This window comes from Phaeobacter porticola (assembly GCF_001888185.1).
In the GTDB taxonomy this organism is placed as follows: domain Bacteria; phylum Pseudomonadota; class Alphaproteobacteria; order Rhodobacterales; family Rhodobacteraceae; genus Phaeobacter; species Phaeobacter porticola.
In genome coordinates this window covers 2,612,439-2,634,118 of the sequence record NZ_CP016364.1, presented here as the reverse complement: position 1 = coordinate 2,634,118, position 21,680 = coordinate 2,612,439, and the positions used below count along the sequence as shown (strand labels likewise).

20 protein-coding genes, 1 tRNA gene and 1 pseudogene are annotated in these 21,680 nt (G+C 59.1%); 17 read left to right on the top strand and 5 right to left on the bottom strand.

Going from position 1 to position 21,680, the window contains the following annotated elements; all coding sequences use genetic code 11:
- The first annotated feature begins 263 nt into the window (after positions 1-263).
- The 3 genes from PhaeoP97_RS12620 (at position 264) to PhaeoP97_RS12610 (ending at position 4,923) form a co-directional block, all read left to right on the top strand.
- Positions 264-1,907, top strand: coding sequence for a lysine--tRNA ligase (locus tag PhaeoP97_RS12620; protein WP_072505352.1), 1,644 nt, complete (start codon positions 264-266; stop codon positions 1,905-1,907).
- A gap of 144 nt (positions 1,908-2,051) precedes the next feature.
- Positions 2,052-2,465 carry a DUF4864 domain-containing protein gene (locus PhaeoP97_RS12615; protein ID WP_072505351.1) on the top strand — a complete coding sequence of 138 codons (414 nt, stop codon included), beginning with the start codon at positions 2,052-2,054 and terminating at the stop codon, positions 2,463-2,465.
- 172 nt (positions 2,466-2,637) lie between these two features.
- Complete coding sequence (locus tag PhaeoP97_RS12610) at positions 2,638-4,923, top strand: glycosyl hydrolase family 28-related protein (RefSeq protein WP_072505350.1); 2,286 nt, start codon at positions 2,638-2,640, stop codon at positions 4,921-4,923.
- Between the two features lie 28 nt (positions 4,924-4,951).
- Here PhaeoP97_RS12610 and PhaeoP97_RS12605 read toward each other — a convergent pair whose 3' ends face one another.
- Positions 4,952-5,680 (bottom strand): hypothetical protein, encoded by a 729-nt coding sequence (locus PhaeoP97_RS12605; protein ID WP_237028935.1) that lies wholly within the window; start codon positions 5,678-5,680, stop codon positions 4,952-4,954.
- Positions 5,681-5,814: 134 nt separating this feature from the next.
- On the opposite strand from PhaeoP97_RS12605, the gene PhaeoP97_RS12600 reads away from it, so the two are divergent.
- The 3 genes from PhaeoP97_RS12600 to PhaeoP97_RS12590 all read left to right on the top strand — a co-directional run bounded on the left by PhaeoP97_RS12600 (position 5,815) and on the right by PhaeoP97_RS12590 (position 7,018).
- Positions 5,815-6,132 carry an antibiotic biosynthesis monooxygenase family protein gene (locus tag PhaeoP97_RS12600; protein ID WP_014875520.1) on the top strand — a complete coding sequence of 106 codons (318 nt, stop codon included), beginning with the start codon at positions 5,815-5,817 and terminating at the stop codon, positions 6,130-6,132.
- 99 nt (positions 6,133-6,231) lie between these two features.
- Entirely contained in the window at positions 6,232-6,639 is a 408-nt protein-coding gene (locus tag PhaeoP97_RS12595; RefSeq protein ID WP_072505349.1) for a universal stress protein, read from the top strand.
- 106 nt (positions 6,640-6,745) lie between these two features.
- Positions 6,746-7,018, top strand: a complete 273-nt coding sequence (locus PhaeoP97_RS12590) for a TFIIB-type zinc ribbon-containing protein (RefSeq protein ID WP_072505348.1) — start codon at positions 6,746-6,748, stop codon at positions 7,016-7,018.
- 132 nt (positions 7,019-7,150) lie between these two features.
- Here the strand turns inward: PhaeoP97_RS12590 and PhaeoP97_RS12585 are convergent, their stop codons facing one another.
- A complete protein-coding gene (locus PhaeoP97_RS12585; protein ID WP_072505347.1) occupies positions 7,151-7,336 on the bottom strand; it encodes a PLD nuclease N-terminal domain-containing protein in 186 nt (61 codons plus the stop codon).
- 148 nt (positions 7,337-7,484) lie between these two features.
- Here PhaeoP97_RS12585 and PhaeoP97_RS12580 point away from each other — a divergent pair, with 148 nt between their 5' ends.
- Positions 7,485-7,790: a hypothetical protein gene (locus PhaeoP97_RS12580; RefSeq protein ID WP_072505346.1), complete on the top strand. Its 306-nt coding sequence runs from the start codon at positions 7,485-7,487 to the stop codon at positions 7,788-7,790.
- Between the two features lie 114 nt (positions 7,791-7,904).
- Here PhaeoP97_RS12580 and uvrB read toward each other — a convergent pair whose 3' ends face one another.
- Positions 7,905-10,103, bottom strand: a complete 2,199-nt coding sequence (gene uvrB, locus PhaeoP97_RS12575; RefSeq protein WP_072505345.1) for an excinuclease ABC subunit UvrB — start codon at positions 10,101-10,103, stop codon at positions 7,905-7,907.
- A 216-nt stretch (positions 10,104-10,319) separates the two neighbouring features.
- On the opposite strand from uvrB, the gene PhaeoP97_RS12570 reads away from it, so the two are divergent.
- A complete protein-coding gene (locus tag PhaeoP97_RS12570; RefSeq protein ID WP_072505344.1) occupies positions 10,320-10,631 on the top strand; it encodes an ETC complex I subunit in 312 nt (103 codons plus the stop codon).
- 126 nt (positions 10,632-10,757) lie between these two features.
- Positions 10,758-11,390 carry an alpha/beta family hydrolase gene (locus PhaeoP97_RS12565; protein WP_072505343.1) on the top strand — a complete coding sequence of 211 codons (633 nt, stop codon included), beginning with the start codon at positions 10,758-10,760 and terminating at the stop codon, positions 11,388-11,390.
- 354 nt (positions 11,391-11,744) lie between these two features.
- On the opposite strand, the gene PhaeoP97_RS12560 is transcribed toward PhaeoP97_RS12565, so the two are convergent.
- Complete coding sequence (locus PhaeoP97_RS12560; RefSeq protein WP_083570381.1) at positions 11,745-12,968, bottom strand: class I SAM-dependent methyltransferase; 1,224 nt, start codon at positions 12,966-12,968, stop codon at positions 11,745-11,747.
- A gap of 256 nt (positions 12,969-13,224) precedes the next feature.
- Between PhaeoP97_RS12560 and PhaeoP97_RS12555 the strand changes: the two genes are divergently transcribed.
- From PhaeoP97_RS12555 to PhaeoP97_RS20100, 5 genes and pseudogenes are all read left to right on the top strand, one after another.
- Complete coding sequence (locus tag PhaeoP97_RS12555; protein WP_072505342.1) at positions 13,225-13,704, top strand: GNAT family N-acetyltransferase; 480 nt, start codon at positions 13,225-13,227, stop codon at positions 13,702-13,704.
- 34 nt (positions 13,705-13,738) lie between these two features.
- Positions 13,739-13,815, top strand: a tRNA-Arg gene (locus PhaeoP97_RS12550).
- Positions 13,816-14,127: 312 nt separating this feature from the next.
- The gene (locus tag PhaeoP97_RS12545) at positions 14,128-14,349 is read left to right on the top strand and encodes a hypothetical protein (protein WP_072505341.1); all 222 of its coding nucleotides are present in this window, start codon (positions 14,128-14,130) and stop codon (positions 14,347-14,349) included.
- 31 nt (positions 14,350-14,380) lie between these two features.
- Positions 14,381-15,274, top strand: a complete 894-nt coding sequence (locus tag PhaeoP97_RS12540; protein ID WP_072505340.1) for a phage portal protein — start codon at positions 14,381-14,383, stop codon at positions 15,272-15,274.
- Between the two features lie 82 nt (positions 15,275-15,356).
- A pseudogene (locus PhaeoP97_RS20100) lies at positions 15,357-16,733 on the top strand (IS3 family transposase).
- 397 nt (positions 16,734-17,130) lie between these two features.
- Here PhaeoP97_RS20100 and PhaeoP97_RS12515 read toward each other — a convergent pair.
- Entirely contained in the window at positions 17,131-17,634 is a 504-nt protein-coding gene (locus PhaeoP97_RS12515) for a terminase large subunit domain-containing protein (RefSeq protein WP_237029025.1), read from the bottom strand.
- A gap of 312 nt (positions 17,635-17,946) precedes the next feature.
- On the opposite strand from PhaeoP97_RS12515, the gene PhaeoP97_RS12510 reads away from it, so the two are divergent.
- From PhaeoP97_RS12510 to argE, 3 genes are read left to right on the top strand one after another with little or no spacing between them, the layout of a single operon-like run.
- Entirely contained in the window at positions 17,947-19,320 is a 1,374-nt protein-coding gene (locus PhaeoP97_RS12510) for an aspartate aminotransferase family protein (RefSeq protein WP_072505337.1), read from the top strand.
- A 14-nt stretch (positions 19,321-19,334) separates the two neighbouring features.
- Positions 19,335-20,519, top strand: a complete 1,185-nt coding sequence (locus PhaeoP97_RS12505) for a M24 family metallopeptidase (protein WP_072505336.1) — start codon at positions 19,335-19,337, stop codon at positions 20,517-20,519.
- 4 nt (positions 20,520-20,523) lie between these two features.
- Entirely contained in the window at positions 20,524-21,678 is a 1,155-nt protein-coding gene (gene argE / locus PhaeoP97_RS12500) for an acetylornithine deacetylase (RefSeq protein WP_072505335.1), read from the top strand.
- Positions 21,679-21,680 lie beyond the last annotated feature (2 nt).

The following is a 21,680-nucleotide window of genomic DNA, read 5'->3' as shown; positions in this document are numbered from 1 at the left end:
GCATAGAAGAATAGGCATCGTGTCGACCCCGATCAACGGGACAATACGTCATCGTGCATATTCCGCCGCAGGCACCGGCACGGAAGGGGTGTCAGGGCTGCTGTTTCTTGACTCATTTCGCCTGCCGCCATAGGTGAGGCCGACCGGGTGCATGGGGTGCCCGGCAGTGGTTTGCCGCCCGTAATATTGCCGCCCATAGCGGCACCACCCGTGGCGGCAGGCAGCCCGACCGGAGCAGTGCCCGGTTGCCGATGGAGAAAACAATGTCTGATCTGCGCGAAGAAGCTCTGAAGAGCAAAGCCTGGCCGTTTGAAGAAGCCCGCCGGGTTCTCAAACGTTATGCCAAGGGCGCGCCGGAGAAGGGCTATGTTCTGTTTGAAACCGGCTACGGCCCCTCGGGTCTGCCGCATATCGGCACCTTCGGCGAGGTCGCCCGCACCACGATGATCAAGACCGCCTTTGAGGTGATTTCCGACATCCCGACGAAGCTGATCTGCTTCTCGGACGATCTGGACGGGATGCGCAAGGTGCCGGGCAATGTCCCCAACGCCGAAAGCCTGCAGGACTATCTGCAAAAGCCGCTGACCAGCGTTCCCGATCCTTTTGGCACGCACGAAAGCTTTGGCCACCACAACAACGCCATGCTGCGCCGGTTCCTCGATACCTTTGGCTTTGAGTATGAATTCTACTCGGCCCAGGAGTTCTACCAATCCGGCCAGTTCGACGAGGTGCTGAAACGCGCCGTTGACAAATACGACGACGTCATGGCGATCATGCTGAAGTCCCTACGCGAAGAACGCCGCCAGACCTATTCGATCTTCCTGCCGATCCACCCGGAAACCGGCCGTGTTCTGTACGTGCCGATGAAGAAGGTCTGCGCCGAGACCTATACCGTCACCTTTGACGACGAAGACGGCCGCGAATGGACCCTGCCGGTGACCGGCGGCAATGTGAAGCTGCAGTGGAAGCCGGATTTTGGCGCCCGCTGGGCCGCGCTGGGCGTCGATTTTGAGATGTACGGCAAGGACCATTCCACCAATACGCCGATCTATGACGGCATCTGCCGGGTGCTGGGCCACCGCCCGCCGGAGCATTTCACCTATGAGCTGTTTCTGGACGCCAACGGTCAGAAGATCTCGAAAACCTCCGGCAACGGCATCTCGATCGACGAATGGCTGACCTATGCCTCGACCGAGAGTCTGGCCTATTTCATGTACCAGAAGCCCAAAACCGCCAAGCGGATGCATTTCGATGTGATCCCCAAGGCGGTGGACGAATACCACCAGCAGCTGCGCGCCTATCATGGCCAGGACCTGAAGGCACAGCTCAATAACCCGGTCTGGCACATCCACGGTGGTGACGTGCCGCAGTCGGATATGGTGGTGCCGTTCGCGATGCTGTTGAATATTGCCAGCGTATCCAACGCAGAAGACAAGGAAACGCTCTGGGGGTTCATCAATAAATACGCCCCTGCTGCGACGCCCGAAAGCAATCCGACAATGGATCAGGCGGCAGGCTTTGCTGTGGCCTATTTCAATGACTTCGTGAAACCGGAGAAGACCTATCGCCTGCCCACCGATCAGGAGCGCGGGGCGCTTCAGGATCTGGCAGATGCGCTGAAATCTTCGGATGCGGCCCTCGCGGCCATTGCCAAGAAGAACGAAATCGCAGGCAACACTGATCCGCTGCCCGAGGCGGATTTCACGGATGAGGAATTCCTGCAATCCGTCGTCTTTGCCATCGGCAAGATCCACGGGTTTGAACCGCTGCGGGCCTGGTTCTCGGCGATCTACGAGGTGCTTCTGGGCGCCTCCCAAGGTCCGCGGTTTGGCGGGTTCATCGCCCTGTATGGGGTTGAGGACACCATCAAGCTGATTGATCAGGCGCTGGCAGGTGAGCTGGTCTGACCGACCGCTGCACGACAGGAAAACATGTGAAAAGGGCGCCCCGACGGGTGCCCTTTTCCGTTGCGGGGGAGGCTCCGTTTGCTCCACGTGAATTGACGGGTGCAGGCGGCGGCCTAGCTGATCTCTCATCAAGGGAGATCTTTTATGCGCAAGTTTATGTTGATGAGTATCTGCGTCGCCATGATGGCGCTGCCTGTTTCCGCCTCTGCCGAGGGGCGGGATACGGCCATTACCGGGGTGATCCACGATCAGATCGCCGCCTTCCTGCGCGGCGATGCGGAGGCTGCCTTTGCCCATGCGTCCCCGATGATCCAAGGGCTGTTTGGCAGCTCTGAGCGGTTTGCGGCCATGGTGCAGTCCGGCTACCCCATGGTCTGGCAACCGGATGAGGTGCGCTATCTGGACCTGCGCACTGTTGCGGGCGGCCTGTGGCAGCGGGTGATGATCACCGACCCAGAGGGGCGCGTACATCTCCTTGATTATCAGATGGTTGAGACCGGGGCGGGCTGGAAAATCAATGCCGTCCAGCTGCTGACCGCAGAGGCCCCCACCGCCTGACCTGACCACTTGTCCCGACTATCCGGCGGGCGGCTCTGAGAGGCCGGGTGGTGCACACCCGGCGAACGCCCCTCTGACAGCGCGTTAAATCCCGCCCGGTATAACCCTTTCCCTGATTGAACCGGGCTGCGGCCTGATCAGCCGGAAACGGCGGTTTTGGAAAGGGTGACTGATGAACATAGCGATCACTGACGGCGTAGAGCTGATGCCCCCGGCCTTTGCTGAGGGGCTGAACAACTGGTCCAGCGGCAATGGCACACCGGGGTCGGACACCTATCAGGGGGCGGCCAATGCGGCCTTTGTCGCGGCGGACGCCGATTTCGGCGGCTGTCTGGAGCTGCAAAAAAACACCTCGGTGCAGAAGCTGCGCAATATGACGCGCACCATGCTGACGCCCGGATGCTATCTGCAGATCACCGCAAAGGTGAAGGCGGTCAGCGGTGCCCTGCCCACCGTGCGCATCGCGGCCTGGGCTGGGCAGTCCGGCGGCGGCCATCTGGGCGGCGTGGTGGAAACCGGGCCGGGCACCAGCCTCTCCACCTACGGCGAGGTGGTCGAGGTCTCGGCCATTGTCGGCACCGGCAGCCGCAATGGCGTCGATATGCCCTGGGGCCGCGCCGCGCGCTTTGCCCATGTGGGGCTGGATCTGATCGGGGCAAACGGCGGCGTGGTGCGGATCGAGGATATCGAGGTGCGCGATGTAACTGGCGTGTTCCTGCGCGACATGATCAGCCTGGTGGATGTGACGGATTATGGCGCCGTCGGCGATGGCAGCACCGACAATACTGCCGCGTTTGAGGCCGCAGATGCCGCCGCCGCTGGCCGCCGTGTGCTGGTTCCTGCAGGGGAGTTCTTCCTTGCCAGCACGGTCTCCATGAACCACGAGGTCCGGTTTGAGGGCACCGTCCGTATGCCTACGAACCGAATGCTGCTGCTGACCCGCAATTTCGATTTCCCCAGCTATGCTGCCGCCTTCGGGGATGAGGAACTGGGGTTCAAGAAGGCGTTTCAGGCGCTTCTGAACAACGCCGACCATGAATCGCTTGATCTGTGCGGGCGCAAGGTGACCCTGCGCGGGTCGGTCGATATGCAGGCGGCGGTGCCCAACAAAACCAGCTATGCCACCCGCCGGGTGATCCGCAACGGCCAGCTGGAGGCTGCCGCCAATGCCGCCTGGGACACCGATACCATCACTGCTCAGGCAACCTATAGCACCAGCGACTCGCGCAAGCTGACCAATGTCGCCAATATCGCCAATATCCCCGTTGGCGCGCTGGTCGAAGGCAGCGGCGTCGGGCGCGAGATCTACGTTCGGGCCAAAAACGTAGGCGCACGGGAACTGACTCTGACCGCGCCGCTTTATGATGCGGTTGGCACCCAGCAATTCACCTTTCGTGACTTCAAATACATGCTGGATTTCAGTGGTTTCAGTGCGCTCAGCAAGTTCGGCATGACCGAGGTGGATATCCAATGCGCGGGCCGTTGTAGCGGGATCCGTCTTGCGCCTGCGGGCACGGTGTTCAGCCTTGATCACTGTTTCATCTCGCGTCCCCTCAATCGCGGCCTCACCTCCATCGGGTCGGGCTGTCAGGGCATTCTGGTGGACAATTGCCAGTTCCTCTCCGATGAGGAGCCGCTGAATGTCTCCGCGCGCCAGTCCATCGCGCTGAATGTGAATGCCAATGACGCCAAGCTGCGCAACAACCGTGCGACCAAGTTCCGCCATTTCGCCCTTCTGGGCGGGCAAAACCAGACGGTGACCGGCAACCACTTCTTTCAGGGCGATACCGTCGCTGATGGCAGCCGCACCGCCGGGCTGATCCTGACCAGCACCAATTGCGCCTCCACCGTGTCGGACAATTACATCGACAACTGCTTTTTCGAATGGACCAATGAACGCGATGCGCGGCCCGATTTCAGCAGTGGCTTTTCCTTCAGCGCGCTGTCGATCACCGACAATGTGTTCCTCTCTGGTGATGTGGCGCGCTGGTTCAGCTACATCGTGGTCAAACCCTATGGCAGCGGCCATTTCCTCAATGGGATGACGGTGTCGGGGAATAAATTCCGCTCCATCAATGGCTCGATCGACCGGGCCGAACGGGTCGACACTAGTTTTGCGGATCTCGATTTCAGCCGCTCCAAGAGCATCTTTTACGAGGGCAACACCTATCACAATGTCTCAGCCGCCGTCGCCAATCCGCTGAGGATTGAACATGTGCAGGGCAGTACGGCCAAGACCTGGACCGTCGACACCGATGATGCGCTGCCGTTCCGCGGGCAGGCGCGGGGGGTCGACAGCGTCATCGCGATTGGCCCGGTGGAGGTCAGCGGCGGTGCTGATCGCCACGCCATGCCGCACACCAAACTGCGGGTTGGCAGCCGTCGCGATCAGGTGCAGCTGGTCTGGCCCGACGCGGTGCGCGGCACTGTACAGGTTACGGTGCGGGTGGACAAATAACCCTCGCTTAGACACGCGCAGGCGGGGGTCAGAACCGGTGCCAGATCGCCAGTTTGATCCCCAGCGACCGGGTCTCGGTCTGCTTGTGTTGTAGGCCGATCACCAGCTCTGGCGCGTCCTTTCCAAAGTGACGCGCCAGTGGCACCCGCAGACTGGGGGTGACCGCAACGGAGAGCGAGGCCCCAGCCGTTTTACTGGTTTCCACCTGCAACAGCGGCGCCAATTTGCCGGGGCGGTTCAGCCCGAATGTGGCATCCAGTTTCCAGGTCTGCTCCAGCCCCTTGCTGCGCCATTCATGGCCCAGATCCAACGCCACCCATCCCGAAAGCGGCCGGTCGCGCCACCAGGTGTCAAAGCCGCGCCCGTATGACAGCGTCAGCCGCTGCATTGGCGCCCAGACCGCGCTGCTCTGGTTCAGCCCCAACGCCAGTTCCACCGCCGTATTGGCAGGCCCCAGTCGGGGCAGGGGATGGCGCACGAACAGCAGCGCATGGGCGGAGCTGCCCCGGCTCAGGTTCAGATCTACTCCAACGGTCCAACGCCGATGTAACCCGTATTCACCGTAATAGCCGAACTCCGCCGGGATGCGTTGCTCTGCGTCCAGCCCCTTTATCGCGGCCAGATCCCGCCGCAGGGTCAGGCTGGTTGCACTGAACCCCTGTCCCTTTTGCTGTAACCACGCCCCGGCAAAGACCGGCGCCAAAGGCATCAGACAGGCCAGGATCAGAGCCAGAAGACGGGCGAAGTGATGAGACATATAAACACCTTAAAGTTGTTTATATTTTTGACCACTCTTTTTATGGAACAGCAGGCTGGCCGCCCAGTGTGGCAAAAATCTCTGCCGGATTTCGCCAAACCGGCGTAGGCTGGACCCGGACAACGGAGGAAGCCATGCCGACGATCGCGACCAACACCGAAACCCAAACTGTCATCACCACATTCGAGATGACACCGGGCACCTGCCAGGATCTTCTGGACGCCCTGACAGAGGCCTATGCCGAGTTTATCTCTCATCAGCCGGGGTTCATTTCCGCCGGGCTGCATGTGAACGACGCTCAGACGCGGATTGCCAATTATTCCCAGTGGCGTCGGCGCGAGGATTTTATGGCCATGTTGCGCAGTGCCGAGATGCGCAACCGCAATCGCAAGATCAATGAGCTCTGCCGCAGCTTTGAACCGGTGATGTATGAGGTCGCCGCAACCTTTTGATCTGTGGCGCGTTTCCCATCTGTGGGTGGCTGATCTTGATCAAGGCGGACACATAGGGACTGTCGCAAGATGCGTGCGCTGCAGATAGAGGAGAGAAAAATGTACAATAACATTCTCGTGCCGATTTCATTTGATCCGGATCGTGACATCAGCGCACCGATCAAACTGGCCGGATTGCTGGGCACGCCCGAGGCGCAGGTCACCCTGTTGCATGTGGTGGAACAGGTCCCGGTTTATGCGATCTCTTACATGCCGGTCGATTACCTTGATGCTACGCGTATCGCGCTTCAGACCGAACTGGACGAGCTGGCAAAATCCTTGCCCAATGCCAAGGGCGTGCTGGTCGATGGGCATTCTGGTCGCGGGATTCTGGACTGGGCCGAGGCCCATTCGCCCGATCTGATCATCATCGCCTCGCATCGACCGGGCATGCAGGATCTGCTGCTTGGCTCGACTGCGACACAGGTCGTGCGTCATGCCGATTGCGCGGTGCATGTGGTGCGCTGAGGTTTCGGCTTTTTGACGCAGGGTGGGCAAATCTGCGCCTGCGGACTTGTGTGCGGCAAAGGTCGCCCCCAGATAAATCGCAACAGCGTTCTGTGAGGAGAAAGATATGCAATGTCCGATTGATGGTGCCCAGCTGGTTATGACCGACCGCGCCGGTGTAGAGATTGATTACTGCCCGCAATGCCGGGGCGTCTGGCTGGACCGGGGCGAATTGGACAAGATTATCGAACGCTCAGCGCAACCCGTGCAGGCGTCACCAGCACAGCAAGCGCGCCGGGATGACTATCGGCCAGAAAAATACAAGTCTGACAAATATGAATCCGAGAAACGCTACAAGAAAAAACGGGGCGGTTTTCTCGAGGACCTGTTTGATTTCTAAGATTGAAAGAAAGGCCTTGTGTTGCTGATCTGAATTGCGGTCGGCAACGTGGGGCACTTCATCGCAAAAAGACCTCCGAGCCAAGGATGTGGCCCGGAGGTCTTTTGTTGTCAGTTGGTAGCTAAAGTGTTGTTAGATATGAGCTTTGCCGCCGCGAGGGCCGGCAATCAACCATGCGATCAGGCCGATGACCGGCAGGACAAGAATAACAAGGGTCCAGATCACTTTCGCAGCGGTCGATGCGCTGGATGTCAGCACTTGATAAATCGCATAGATGTCAGCGACTAGAATAAGTAGACCAAGAAGACTGTAACCCATTTTTTCTCTCCAATTATTGTTTTCTGGTGGATTAACCACTTAACGCCGCAAAAGGTTCCCTGAAAATTTGTTGGAACCTTTTCCCGATACGAGTCGTTTCCATCTCGACGCACCAACGAGGTGCACAACAATTGGAAAGGAACACGTCATGAAAGCCACTTCTGGGATTATTCTTGGTGTTGTCGCAGTTCTCGCCATCGTTGCGGGTATTTACATGATCGACGTTGATCAGACCGAAGAGGCAAGCCTGCCTGACGTCGACGTCAGCGTAGAGGGCGGCAACCTGCCAAAGTTCGATGCTGAGGTTGGCTCCATTTCCATCACCGAAGAGACCGCAACCGTGAAGGTTCCTGAGGTTGACGTGAGCATGGAAGAAACTGAAATCTCAGTTCCTGGCCTTAAGGTGACCCCGCCGGAAGACGCTGCCGACGAAGTCGCTTCGGAATCCAACTAAACTGTTTCGCGACCTGCTCCAGGGCGCATCAGCCTCCCGCGGTACGCGGGGGGCTGATTTGTGTTTAGATGTTGTTTGCCTGACCTAGGCTGCCGAAAAATGTGCAAAAGGCATCTATGAAAACTTCTTCTGCGATTTGCCGCGATAGGCCCGTGTCCCGGCCTTGCCTGCGCTGGAGCGGCCCCGCGATTTCACGGCGGCATCTGACGCCGCTTCGATAGCAGACTGGCGTGCCAACGGGTCGTCGGAGATAGCCAGATCAACGGCTTCCAACCGCTTGACTTCGTCACGCAGGCGGGCAGCTTCCTCAAACTCAAGGTTCTCGGCAGCTTTGCGCATCTGTTCGCGCAGACCCGTCAGGTGGGCTTCCAGATTGGCACCATGCATCGGCTTGTCGATGTTGGCTGTGACGCGATTCATGTCCACATCGCCCTTATAAAGGCCGGCCAGAACATCCTCGACGTTCTTCTTCACCGTCGAGGGGGTGATACCGTGTTCTTCGTTGTAGGCGATCTGCTTGTCACGGCGGCGGTTGGTTTCGCCAAGCGCGCGTTCCATAGAACCGGTGATCCGGTCGGCATACATGATGACGCGGCCGTCGGCATTACGCGCGGCGCGGCCGATGGTCTGGATCAGCGAGGTTTCAGAACGCAGGAAACCCTCCTTGTCGGCATCCAGAATGGCGACCAACCCGCATTCCGGGATGTCGAGGCCCTCACGCAGCAAGTTGATGCCGATCAGCACGTCAAAGGCGCCGAGGCGCAGGTCGCGCAGGATTTCGATCCGCTCTAGCGTGTCGATGTCGGAGTGCATGTAGCGGACCTTGATCCCCTGTTCATGCATGTATTCGGTCAGATCCTCGGCCATGCGTTTGGTCAATGTGGTGACCAGCGTGCGAAAGCCTTCAGCCGACACTTTGCGCACCTCGTCCAGAAGATCGTCGACCTGCATTTCCACCGGGCGGATTTCGACCTGCGGGTCCAACAGGCCAGTGGGGCGGATCACCTGTTCAGCAAAGACGCCGCCGGATTGTTCGATCTCCCACTTTGATGGGGTCGCTGAGACAAACACCGATTGCGGGCGCATTGCATCCCATTCCTCGAACTTAAGAGGGCGGTTGTCCATGCACGATGGCAGGCGGAAACCATGTTCGGCCAGCGTGAATTTGCGCCGATGGTCGCCTTTGTACATACCGCCGATCTGGGGCACCGAAACATGGGATTCATCTGCAAAAACAATGGCATTGTCAGGGATGAATTCAAACAGGGTGGGGGGCGGTTCGCCGGGCGCGCGGCCGGTCAGATAGCGCGAATAGTTCTCAATCCCGTTGCAATGACCGGTGGCCTCCAGCATTTCGATGTCGAAATTGGTGCGCTGTTCCAATCGCTGGGCCTCAAGCAGTTTGCCCTCACCGACCAATTGGTCGAGCCGCATTTTCAGCTCTTCCTTGATCGAAATGACCGCCTGTTTCAGCGTCGGCTTCGGCGTCACATAGTGGGAATTCGCATAGACGCGGATCTGGTCGAAGGTGCCGGTTTTCTCGCCGGTGAGCGGGTCGAATTCGGTGATGCCTTCCAGCTCTTCGCCAAAAAAGGACAGCCGCCAGGCGCGGTCCTCCAGGTGGGCGGGGAAGATCTCCAGCGAATCGCCCCGCACCCGGAAGCTGCCGCGCTGAAAGGCCTGATCATTGCGCTTGTACTGTTGAGCGACCAGATCCGCCATCACCTGGCGTTGATCATATTCATCGCCCACCTTCAGGTCCTGGGTCATCGCTGAATAAGTCTCGACTGAGCCGATACCGTAGATGCAGCTTACAGAGGCGATGATGATCACATCATCCCGTTCCAGCAGCGATCGGGTGGCAGAGTGGCGCATCCGGTCGATCTGCTCGTTGATCTGGCTTTCCTTCTCGATATAGGTATCGGAGCGCGCGACATAGGCCTCTGGCTGGTAATAGTCGTAGAAGGAGACGAAGTATTCGACCGAGTTGTCGGGGAAGAAGCCTTTGAATTCGCCGTACAATTGCGCGGCCAGCGTCTTGTTCGGTGCCAGAATGATGGCCGGGCGCTGGGTTTCCTCGATCACCTTGGCCATGGTGAATGTCTTGCCCGTTCCGGTCGCCCCCAGCAGCACCTGATTGCGTTCGCCGTCCAAAACACCTGCGGACAATTCTTTGATCGCAGTGGGCTGATCTCCTGCCGGGTCAAATTCTGTGTGCATGGTGAATTCCCGACCGCCTTCCAGTTTGGGCCGGTGCTGAGGGGCGCGGTCGGCCATCATGGGCATGGACTTGTCGGAATGGGCGTATGGCATTGTGGCTCTCTCCTGCTAGGGGCAGAGATTGGTCCGTTTTTGTTCTTATTCAAGAGGGATTTTGTGGCAAAGCCCTGTTGCACGCATAAAGCCGGAGGCAAACTGGGGAAAAGACGCGGTTTTCCGGGCAGGTCTGAGCAATCTGCCGCATTTGCCACCTTGCCCGTGCGCAGGGTTCGGCGCATATAGGGAGCAGAGATTTTCGAGGAGACTGCGATGCGAGCGCGGATTTATCGGCCAGCCAAAAACGCCATGACCTCTGGTATGGCAAAGACCCGAAAGTGGGTTCTGGATTTCGTTTCCACCAGCGCGCGGGAAGTTGACCCGTTGATGGGCTGGACTTCCTCGCAGGATACCCAAAGCCAGGTGCGCCTGCGGTTCGACACCAAAGAAGCGGCACTGGAATACGCCGAGGCCCACGGGATTGACGCCACTGTGACCGAACCCAAATCGCGCAAGGCAAACCTGCGCGCTGGTGGTTACGGCGAGAATTTCGCGACCAACCGGCGTGCCCCTTGGACCCATTGAGGGTGTGATGCGGGTGTGATGTTGCGGAGAGGTGTTTCGGGAAGCGGTGCTAAGATTTCGCGGTACCAAGATTTCTTCTATATGTAAGGCGCCCACTGGGCGCCTTTACTGTATCTGGAGCATCCCATGAATTTTCTACTGAACGGGGATGAACCCGGTCGCACCACTATCCTTTTGGCGCATGGGGCTGGTGCCGCCATGGATACGCCATGGATGACCACTACTGCCGACGCGCTGGCGAACCGGGGGTTTCGCGTCGCCCGCTTTGAGTTCAGTTACATGGCCGCCCGCCGTATCGGCGGTTCCAGGCGTCCCCCGGCGCGTGCCGAGACCTATACGCCAGAGTATCTCGCGGCCATTGACGCCCTCGCCAGCGACGCACCGCTACTCATCGGTGGCAAAAGCATGGGCGGCCGTGTCGCCAGCTTGATCGCGCAGGATCTCTACGACGCAGGACGGATCACGGGGTTGGTCTGCCTTGGCTTTCCTTTCCACGTACCTAAAAAACCGGGAACGACGCGCTTCGATCATCTTGCCAAACTCAATTGCCCGACGCTGATCTGCCAAGGCACCCGAGATCCGTTCGGGACGCGAGAGGAGGTCGCAAACTATCCCCTTTCACCCTCAGTCGAGATGTTCTGGCTGGAGGATGGCGACCACGACCTGAAACCGCGCAAACGCCTGACGGGGAAGGGGCTCGATGACCATCTCTTGACCGTGGCAGAGCAGATATCTTGCTGGAACGCAGCACAGGAATGAGAGTGCCTTCAGGAGAATGTGATCGTCGACCGGCCTGCCGGTCGCCCGATGCCAATTAGCGGTCCTGCGTCGCATCAACGGTATTGGGGTGCAGGTCTGGCGCTTTGGCGAATGGTGCAGCATGTTCCTGCTGGCCCTGTCTGGCTCTTGGTCCAAAATACGCTTTCGCGACGCTTGCGTCTTATGTCACGCGGCATGTTGGACCGTTCGGCGGCCTTGTCTTTCAGCAGGATCGTTATGCCGGTCGTTCCGGTCGCCTATAAAGTCATGGGTCGACAGATAGGACGCGATAGTTGAGCACGCGCCATATCTTTCTGGTTTCGTTCAGGGGCTGTCTTGGTGGCCCCAGCCGCACTAATGATAAGGGTTTCTCTGAGGCTCAACCGTTTGAACCTCTGGCGGGTTCCAAAGTGGGCGGTCCGTGACGGGAATAGCGGTGCCTTCGTAATACGGCCGGTTCGGTGTCCACGCGGGGTTCATCCACAGGGCTGCGACATTGGCCTCTTCCGTGTCGGCTGGGCACTCGTGGATCGACACACTCAGGTTTGACGCATCATGTTGTGCGGTGATTGTCAGATGGTCGCCCGGCCTGGCGTGCATAGGATCGTTTAGCAGAATCGCAGTACGCCCCCAATGGCCGTCAGAGTAGAGCCCATTTGTCAGCTGGATACCGGGCGCAAGATCCATTTCGAAGCTGACAAAAACTGCATGTACGGTGCCGGCTCCGGTACAAATCAGGTTCTCAGTTGTGCGGGCCGGATGTGTGTTTGGTCTGGTGAAATCAAACTGAAACAGATCCGTTGTCGGCCCCAATGGCCGAAGCCCGCAGGTGGCGAAATCGCTGGGCGTGATCTGTGCGACATTTGCAAGATGATGGAAGGCGCACAGATCAAACCCCTCTGCCTGTTGTGGCTGCCAAAGGTTCATCAGTTTTTCGCTTTCGACCAGCTGGGCCATCAGCGTGCCGCGTTCTGGGATCGCCCGCGCATCAGGTTTTGCAAGCACCGCCATCGCGTGGCTGAGCGTATCAAGCGCGCCTTCGCCAAGCAAAACGGTATCAACGATTTCAGAAATCACTACATCTGCTGGTTCCGGCATGTCCACGCCGACGACGATATTGTGCGACCATTTTGGGAGAACGGTGATGCGATCGCTCAGGCCGTTTTGTTCAATCACACGCTGTGCCGCCTGGGCGATCAGCGGTTGCTGCTCGCAGGTGTAGACGTGTTGTGCACCCGCGCGCGCAGCCAGCATGGCTGTCAGGCCCGCGCCGCACCCGATATCCAGCACCACATCACCCGGCTTGACCTTGGCTGCGATGGCCATGGCATAAGCGCTGTTGCGGGCCTTGTCTGCCAGCATAGGGAAATGCCAGCGAGGGACAAAAGTCTGGTGCAATCGTTCCTGTAGGACCTGTGCTTCGTGGTGGTGCGGATCAAGGACAAGAGCTTCGCAGAGAAGCTGTGATGTGCGCAGGCCGCCATCGCCCAGAGATTCCGATTTTGCGCGCTGAACCAGCTTTTCAGCGCCTTGATAATGAAGCTCATGAACTGGATTGGGCGATTGTTTTTCCGGCAATTTTTATTTTTCCCTATTTGAAGCAAATGCGATTGACCGGACTATCCCTCAGACGCATCTAACAAACCGTAAAGCCGGTTGCGAAAGCCATGGTGAAGGGGGCAGCAGGCTAATTATCGGTGTCAGCTTTTCGTAAACTGTGTCTGATACGGGGCGCGCACGGCTTGAACCCTTGCCGATTTTCCGCAAGGGTGCGGACTGGATCTGGCGTTCGGGTGATTTGGGTGCCGCATGACAAAGAGGATACGGCTGTTCCATGACCCTCGGTTTCGTGATTTCGCGTGCCAGTGCAACAGAACCAGAGGCTGCAGCCCTGATCAAACGCCACCTGGAGCAGATGGCGTCACAGTCCCCGGAAGAAAGCTGTCATGCGTTGGATGGTGGTGGGTTGGATGGGGATGATGTGGCGTTTTTCCTGCTCCGCCAGGAGGGGACAGCGATTGCCATGGGCGCGCTGAAACAGTTGCGCGACGGCGCGCGGGAATTGAAGTCGATGCATACCCTATCTGAGGCCCGCGGCAGCGGGGCAGGGCGTATGATGCTGGAGTTCCTGCTCAGTTACGCGACCGAGCATGGCGCCACTGCGATCTGTCTCGAAACCGGCTCTACCAGCGATTTCGAACCGGCCCGCAAGCTCTATGAGCACTACGGGTTTGTCGAATGCCCACCCTTTGAAGGCTACGCAAAAGACCCCTGGTCGATTTTTATGCGCCTGGACCTGTCTGCCGCGGCTTGACCCTTTGGGGTGTCCTGTCATAACTGGCCTCAGCGGTCCCTTAGCTCAACTGGATAGAGCAGCTGACTTCTAATCAGCAGGTTGAGGGTTCGAGTCCTTCAGGGATCGCCAGCACTCCATTATTTCACCTTGTTTTCAGTATCTTGAGCAGTTGATTTGTCCAACCATTCGGAAATGGTTGGACATATTTTCAGTACGTGCAAGGGCCAGTGCGTCGGACGCTAACTTTTTTCTCTGAGCCGCACGAACATAGCGCGACCTATACGAGGCGCTGGACACGGCCATGGGTGCGCGGGACAACCCGTTGCTTTGCGTGATCAGCACACAGGCGGCAAGTGACCATGCGGTCCTGTCTGAGCTGGTGGATTCCTTCCTTTTTCGTGATGCGGCTGCGCGCCGCTTACGGGTTTTGGAGTTGCAAAAATGAGCTTCCTTTCCCGCATCCTTGGCCGTGAAACACGCGACGCCGTTGCCACCTCTGGTCCCAGCTTGGCGGAATTTCTGGGGCAGCGGACCAATGGCACCGGAATTGTTGATCCTAACCGGGCCTCTGGTCTGGCGGTAGCGCAGGCCTGCATTTCCGTCATCAGTCAGAACTTGGCTGCCGTGCCGATGCACCTTTCGCAGTGCAAACGCCGGGCGTGATCGGGCGGCTAACCATCCTTTCCACAGTGTTTTGCATGACCGTTTCAACGATCAAATGGCTGCCTTTGAGGGGTGTGAATTTCTGATGGCCTCGCTGCTGACCAACGGCCACGCTTTTGCCCGGATCGAGACGAATGCCCGTGGCCAAGTGATCGCCCTCTATCCGTTACATCCCTCCAATGTCGCCGTTGAGCGGCTGGAGAATGGCCGCCTGCGCTACCGCCTCGGCAAAGACGGTGCCATGGACGTGTCGCCTATCCAGCTTGCGCGCGAAAGCTTCTCACTGGCGTTGACACAACAGGATCAAGCCACTCGGCAGGCCAGTCGTGCATTCCGGGCCGAAGGAGCGTTGGTTTTTCCTCAGTCAATCGGGGGCGATAAAAAGGCTGACGCATTGCAGATCCTGCGCGACCGCGTGGAAGGCCAAGTCGAAACCTCCGGCATTTTGGTTCTGGATGGTGGGGTGGATTGGAAAAGCCTGTCTATCACGGCAAAGGACGCTGAGTTTCTGGACAGTCGCAAACTGTCCAATATCGACGTGGCCCGCACTTTCAGTGTGCCGCCGACTGTTGTCGGCATCACTGACAACGCCGCCTATTCGAATGTTGATGGCGAAAGCCGCGCCCTCGTGGTTCGCTGCCTTGCCCCAATGGCGCGTCACATCGAGCAGGCCATGGATGCAGCCTTGCTGACCGTTGAGGGCCGCAAACGGTTCTTCGTCGAACACGATCTGGCAGGCCTCATGCGTGGCGATATCAAGGCCCGCTACGAAGCATATCGCATTGACCGAGAATGGGGCTGGCTTAGCCCAAATGAGATCCGCGCATGGGAAAACATGAGCGAGATTGAGGGAGGCAATGAATATCTGTCGCCGTTGAACATGACTGTGCTGGGTGAGCGGGAGGTCGAAAATAATGGCGAATAGCGTTGGAGTTGATGCTAGCTGGACCTGTCGCGGTTTGATGCCGGCCCTTTGATAGCATTTACTGCACCAAAGGAGACGAAGTATGGGCACGAACCGGACGGACGAATTCCGAGCTGATGCGGTTGCGAATAGCGCTGACCAGCGGGCTTAACCGCAAGCAGTTTGCTGATGATCCTGGTGTTGGCCTGTCAACGCTTAACAAATGGATCACGGCACCCCGGGACACGGATGTGGTGTCGCACGAGGATTTGAGCCTGGTCCAAGAGAATGACCGGCTTCGGCGCGAGAACCGCATTTTCAAGGAGGAGAGGGAGATCTTAAACTGAAGAGGACCAGAAAACAGTCCGGGGGACTGTTTTCCCGATGAAGGCAACGCAGTTCTTCGCGGGCCAAAGGCCATGAGGTTCAGGTTCATCCACTGCCCGGCAGGGCATTGCGTAGCAATGTCCCGGAAGGGGAGGAACACCGCGACAGCTTTCCCGCCCACCGGCTGTGTGATGTCATGGATGTTGGTCCGCGCGGTTTGCGGGCCTTCCGCAGCCGTCCGACCAGCTGCAGACAGCGCAGTGCTTTGGTGGCACTGGCGCATATCAAGGAACAGTTGCGCCTCAGCTTGGGCAGCTGTGGCAGGCCACGGATGACGGAGGAGCTGAAAGAGATAGGTCTGGATATCGGGCACCGTCGCCCCTCTCGGCAGAATGCTTTGCAATCGCCTGCCGGGCAGTGGTGGGCCGCCTAATGCGCCAGAACGGCATATCTGTTGTCAGAACGCGCAAACACAAGGTGACGACCATTGCCCAGAAGGCGATTGCAAAGCAATCTGCCGAGAGGGGATAGTGATCATAAATTCAATATCGCGCCCAACCTGCTGGATCGGGACGTCACGGCTGATCAGCCGAACCAGAAATGGGCCGGTGACATCAGCTATATCTGGCCCCGTGAAGGCTGGCTGTATCTCGCAGTGATTCTGGACCTGCATTCCAGGCAAGTCATCGGCTGGGCGGTGAGTAATCGAATGAAACGGGATCTGGCGATCCGGGCGCTGATCCCTCTCATGGTTTGCAGGCAAACCACTGCCGGGCGGTGGATGGCCATCGCATTCCGGTCACCGCCAAAAGGCTGCATTCACCACACGGATCGTGGATCGCAATACTGTTCTCACGACGATCAGAAGATCCTGCGCCAAAACGGGTTCAAGGTATCGATGAGCGGGACAGGAAACTGCTACGATAATGCGGCCCCTCTCGGCAGATTTGCACTGCAAATCGCCTGCCGAGCAGTGGTCGAGACGTTCTTCAAAACCATCAAGGCAGAATTGATCTGGCGAAGATCATGGGACACCCGCAGGCAAGCCGAGATGGCGATCTTTGAATACATCAACGGCTTCTACAATCCGCGACGCCGCCACTCAGCACTGGGCCGGAAAAGCCCGGTCGCATTCGAACAAAAGGTGGCTTAAACGAGCACCCGGGCCGGCATCAAACCGCGACAGGTCCAAGCGACAGGCGCAGCTCGGCAAGATGCTTGCGGAATGGGGCGACACAACATCAAAGGTGATGTGATCTACTATCGCCGAGGCAAGACAGGTCAAGATACCGAAATGCCCTTGGCGTATATGCCAAATCTCGTTGCTGAGATCGTCCAGGTCCCACCTGATGCAAGTGTTTTTCTCACACATAGCAACGGCAAAACCTACACTGTTGAGAGCTTCTGAAACTGGTTTCGTGATCAATGCGTTGCGGCCGGTTTGCCAGATAAGTGCCGTGCCCACGGGCTGCGCAAACATGGTGCTACTGAGTTGGCGGAGGCCGGTGCCAATGAGTTCCAGATTAGGCCTTTCTCGCTCACAAGAGCACTCATGATGCACTGCGCTTGGGGGCGGTGCCGAGTTCGTCATAAATGGTGAAGCTGGGGGAAAGCCCCTGTTTGGTGCTGGCGTCGGCAGAGAGGGCTTGGAAGATGGACCCTTTGCCATGACCGCTCAGAACCTCAATCCGTTTGCTGAATTTGATCACGTTGACGCGGGCGTCCAGTTCGGGGTGCTCGTCTAGGATCGCGACCATTTCTGAAAATGTCTTGCCCGCCTGTGCCTTGTCATTCGCCGCGGCGTAGACCTCGCCCCGCCCTTCGGCTTCAGGGCCTAGAAGGTGGCAGAGACCCAGACCGGCGACCAGCTGCGTTTTGCCGTTCTTGCGCGCCATCGACGTAACAGCGGTACGAACCGGGCGGCGTCCGGTTTCGTCTTCAGCATAGATGGCTTCCAGAAAATCGCGCTGCCAATCGCGGATCTGCAATTTTGTTCCGGCAAGGGAACCTTGGGTAATCGGCAGATCCTCAAGGAAGGCGACGACACGCTCCACACGGCTCAACCCCGGTGCCTCCCATGGCAAAGTGCTGCGCAGGGCGGAAACTTCACTTTGGGCAAAGCCAAAGCTGCCTTGGGGCCCGTTGCGGATTATCCAACAGGACGGCGAAGAAATCAGTTGCCAGCGGCAGACCAGCCGTGCTCCAACTGCTGTACGACCCTGGCAATAAAGGCATTGCGCGCTGCTGTCCGGGTGAGCGGAGCCTTTTCTGCTCAAAAACGGACCACCTCTTGGTCTGTCGCGTGCAACTGGCTCCCTTCATTTGACCTCAGGCGGCGCGCCGCCACAGCCAAGGAGTGAGCACATATGCTACGTAACGACCAACTCGACCAGTGGGATCGCGACTGTTTTTTCCACCCTTCAACGCATCTCGCGGAATTCGCTCGCGGAAATTTGCCACAGCGCGTGATGACCGGCGGCAGCGGCTGCCACATTGAGGACCGCGACGGCAATCGGCTGCTGGATGCCTTTGCCGGGCTTTACTGCGTGAACGTCGGCTATGGCCGTCCTGAAATCGCCGAGGCCATTGCCGATCAGGCCCGCGAGCTGGCCTATTATCATTCTTACGTCGGGCATGGCACCGAGGCCTCAATCACCCTGGCAAAGATGATCCTCGACCGCGCCCCCGACCATATGTCGAAGGTCTACTTCGGTCTCTCGGGGTCGGATGCCAATGAAACCAACATCAAGCTGATCTGGTATTACAACAACATCCTCGGCCGCCCGGAAAAGAAAAAGATCATCTCGCGCTGGCGGGGCTATCACGGGTCGGGGTTGATGACCGGGTCGCTGACCGGGTTGGAGCTGTTCCATAACAAGTTCGATCTGCCCTTGGCGCAGGTGGTCCATACCGAGGCCCCGTATTATTTCCGCCGTGAAGACCTCAGCCAGAGCGAGGCAGACTTCGTTGCCCATTGCGTGGCCGAGCTGGAGGCGCTGATTGCGCGCGAAGGGGCTGATACCATCGCAGCCTTTATAGGTGAGCCTGTTCTGGGCACTGGGGGCATCGTCCCGCCGCCCGCAGGATACTGGCCCGCCATTCAGGCGGTGCTTGAACGGCATGATATCCTGCTGGTCGCAGATGAGGTGGTGACCGGTTTTGGTCGGTTGGGCACGATGTTCGGCTCTGATCACTACGGCATGCGACCCGATCTTATCACCATCGCCAAGGGGCTGACCTCGGCCTATGCACCGCTGTCCGGTTCTATCGTGTCGGAAAAGATGTGGCAGGTGCTGGAACGCGGCACGGATGAGAACGGCCCGATTGGCCATGGCTGGACCTATTCGGCGCATCCTATCGGGGCCGCTGCCGGGGTGGCCAACCTCAAACTGATTGACCAGCTTGGTCTTGTGGAAAACGCGGCGACCGTTGGCAGTTATCTCAATGGTGAGATGCGCAAGGCCCTCGGCGATCACCCGAATGTCGGGGATGTACGGGGCGAGGGGATGCTCTGCGCGGTGGAATTCGTGGCGGATCGGGACAACCACCGCCTGTTTGACGCCAGTGATAAGATCGGCCCGCAGATCGCAGCCAAATTGCTGGAGCAGGACAGCGTGATCGCGCGGGCCATGCCTCAGGGGGATATCCTGGGCTTTGCGCCCCCCTTCTGCCTGACACAGGATGAGGCCGACCGGGTGGTCTCCGCCACCCATCGGGCGGTCACCGCGGTTCTTGGTTGACGAAGGATGCAACAATGACAAATCCAAACATCCCGTTTGAACGATCCGAGTACCAGCAGCGCTTGGCCAAAACGCGCGCGGCCATGGCCGATGCCGGGCTGGACGCGCTCTTTGTCACCGATCCGTCCAATCAGGCCTGGCTTGCCGGCTACGATGGCTGGTCGTTCTACGTGCATCAGGGGGTGATCATCCCGAGGGACGGCGATCCGATCTGGTGGGGGCGGCATATGGATATGATGGGCGCCCGCCGCACCTGCTGGATGCCGCAGGACAGGCTGCTGGGCTATGGCGACCACTATGTCCAATCAACCGACCGACATCCGATGCAGGATCTTGCCGGGCATCTGCGCGCTCTCGGGCTGGAACGCGCCCGGATCGGGGTCGAGATGGAGAATTACTACTACTCGGCAAAGGCCCATGCGGTGCTGACGGCCGCCCTCCCGGAGGCGACACTGGCGGAGGCAACGGCCTTGGTCAACTGGCAGCGGTTGACCAAATCCGATGCAGAGCTGGGCTTTATGCGCAAGGCCGCGCGGATCACCGATAAGGTGATCCAGACCGCCATCGAACGGGCCGCGCCCGGTGTGCGCAAAAACGATCTGGTGGCCGATATCCTGCATGCCGGTGTGACCGGTGTGGAGGGCGATTGGGGCGATTACCCGGCCATTGTGCCGCTGACCCCGTCCGGGCTAGATGCGACAGCGGCGCATCTGACCTGGGACGGCACCCCGATGCGGCAGGGCGAGGCAACCTTTTTCGAACTCTCCGGCTGCTATCGCCGCTACCACGCGCCGCTGTCACGGACTGTGTTTCTAGGCACCCCGTCAGAAGAGATGTTGCGGATTGAGGCGGCGCAGATCGAAGGCATCGCCGCCGGGATCGAGGCGGCCCGCGCGGGCAATCGCACCTGCGATATTGCCAATGCCTTCATGGCGGTGATGGCCAAACACGGTATCGAGCGTTCGGGCCGCATGGGCTACCCGGTTGGCCTGTCCTATCCGCCGGATTGGGGGGAGCGCACGGCGTCGATCCGCAGCGAGGATACAACTGTGCTGCAACCCGGCATGGTGTTCCATTTCATGCCGGCCCTCTGGATGGATACATGGGGGCTGGAGACCACCGAAACCCTGCTGATCCGCGACACAGGCGCTGCTGAGCCGCTCTGCTCTATTGAGCGCAAACTCTTCGTGAAGGGGTGACGGGATGATGGAGCAGACCACCGGCATTCTATCGGATCTCATCGCCTATCCCACGGTCTCTGCCGACAGCAATCTGGAGATGATCGCCTATCTGGCCAACCGGCTTGAGGACTGCGGCGCGCGGGTCGATGTGATGTTTGATGCCAGCGGGCAGAAGGCAAATCTCTTCGCCACGCTTGGCCCGGACGCTGATGGCGGGATTGTGTTGTCGGGCCACAGTGACGTGGTGCCGGTGACCGATCAGGACTGGACCAGCGATCCTTTTGCAATGGTGGAACGGGATGGGCGGCTCTACGGCCGGGGCACCTGCGACATGAAGGGGTTTATTGCCGCGACACTTGCCATGGCGCCAGAGTTCGCCGCGCAAATTAGCCGCCGCCCGATCCATTTCGCCTTCACCTATGATGAAGAGGTGGGCTGCATTGGTGCCGGTCATCTGGTGCAGGCCCTGCGCGAGCGCGAGCTGAAACCACGACTGGCACTTATCGGCGAACCCACCAGCATGCGCGTCGTCGAAGGGCACAAAGGCTGCCACGAATACAGCACAAGGTTTCAGGGGCTTGAGGGGCACGGCTCCGATCCGGGGCGGGGCGTCAATGCGGTGGAATATGCCGCGCGTTATGTGAGCCGCCTGCTGGATCTGCGTGGCGATCTGCAACAGCGTACCCCACCGGACAGCCGCTTTGACCCGCCCTGGACGACGCTGAACATCGGCGCCCTCAACGGCGGCAGCGCCCATAATGTTATCGCGTCAAAGGCGCAGGTGGATTGGGAGATGCGACCGGTGCAGCCCTCGGACGCGGATCATGTCAAGGACACGATGGCGCGCTATTGCCGCGACACTCTCTTGCCCGCGATGCAGGCGATCTACCCGGAGGCCAGCATTGAGACTGAGGTGGTGGGCGAGGTGGCCGGTCTCACTCCTACCAGCCAAAATGAGGCCCGTAACCTCATGGCGGATCTGCTTGGCACCAACGCTGCTGAGCTGGTGCCCTTCTGCACCGAGGCCGGGTTGTTTCAGGAGCTTGGCATGGATGTGGTCGTCTGCGGCCCCGGATCCATTGCGCAGGCGCATAAGGCGGATGAATACCTGACGCTCGATCAGCTCTCACAATGCCTCACCGTGCTGAACCGATTGGCAGGGCGGCTGGCGGACTGACG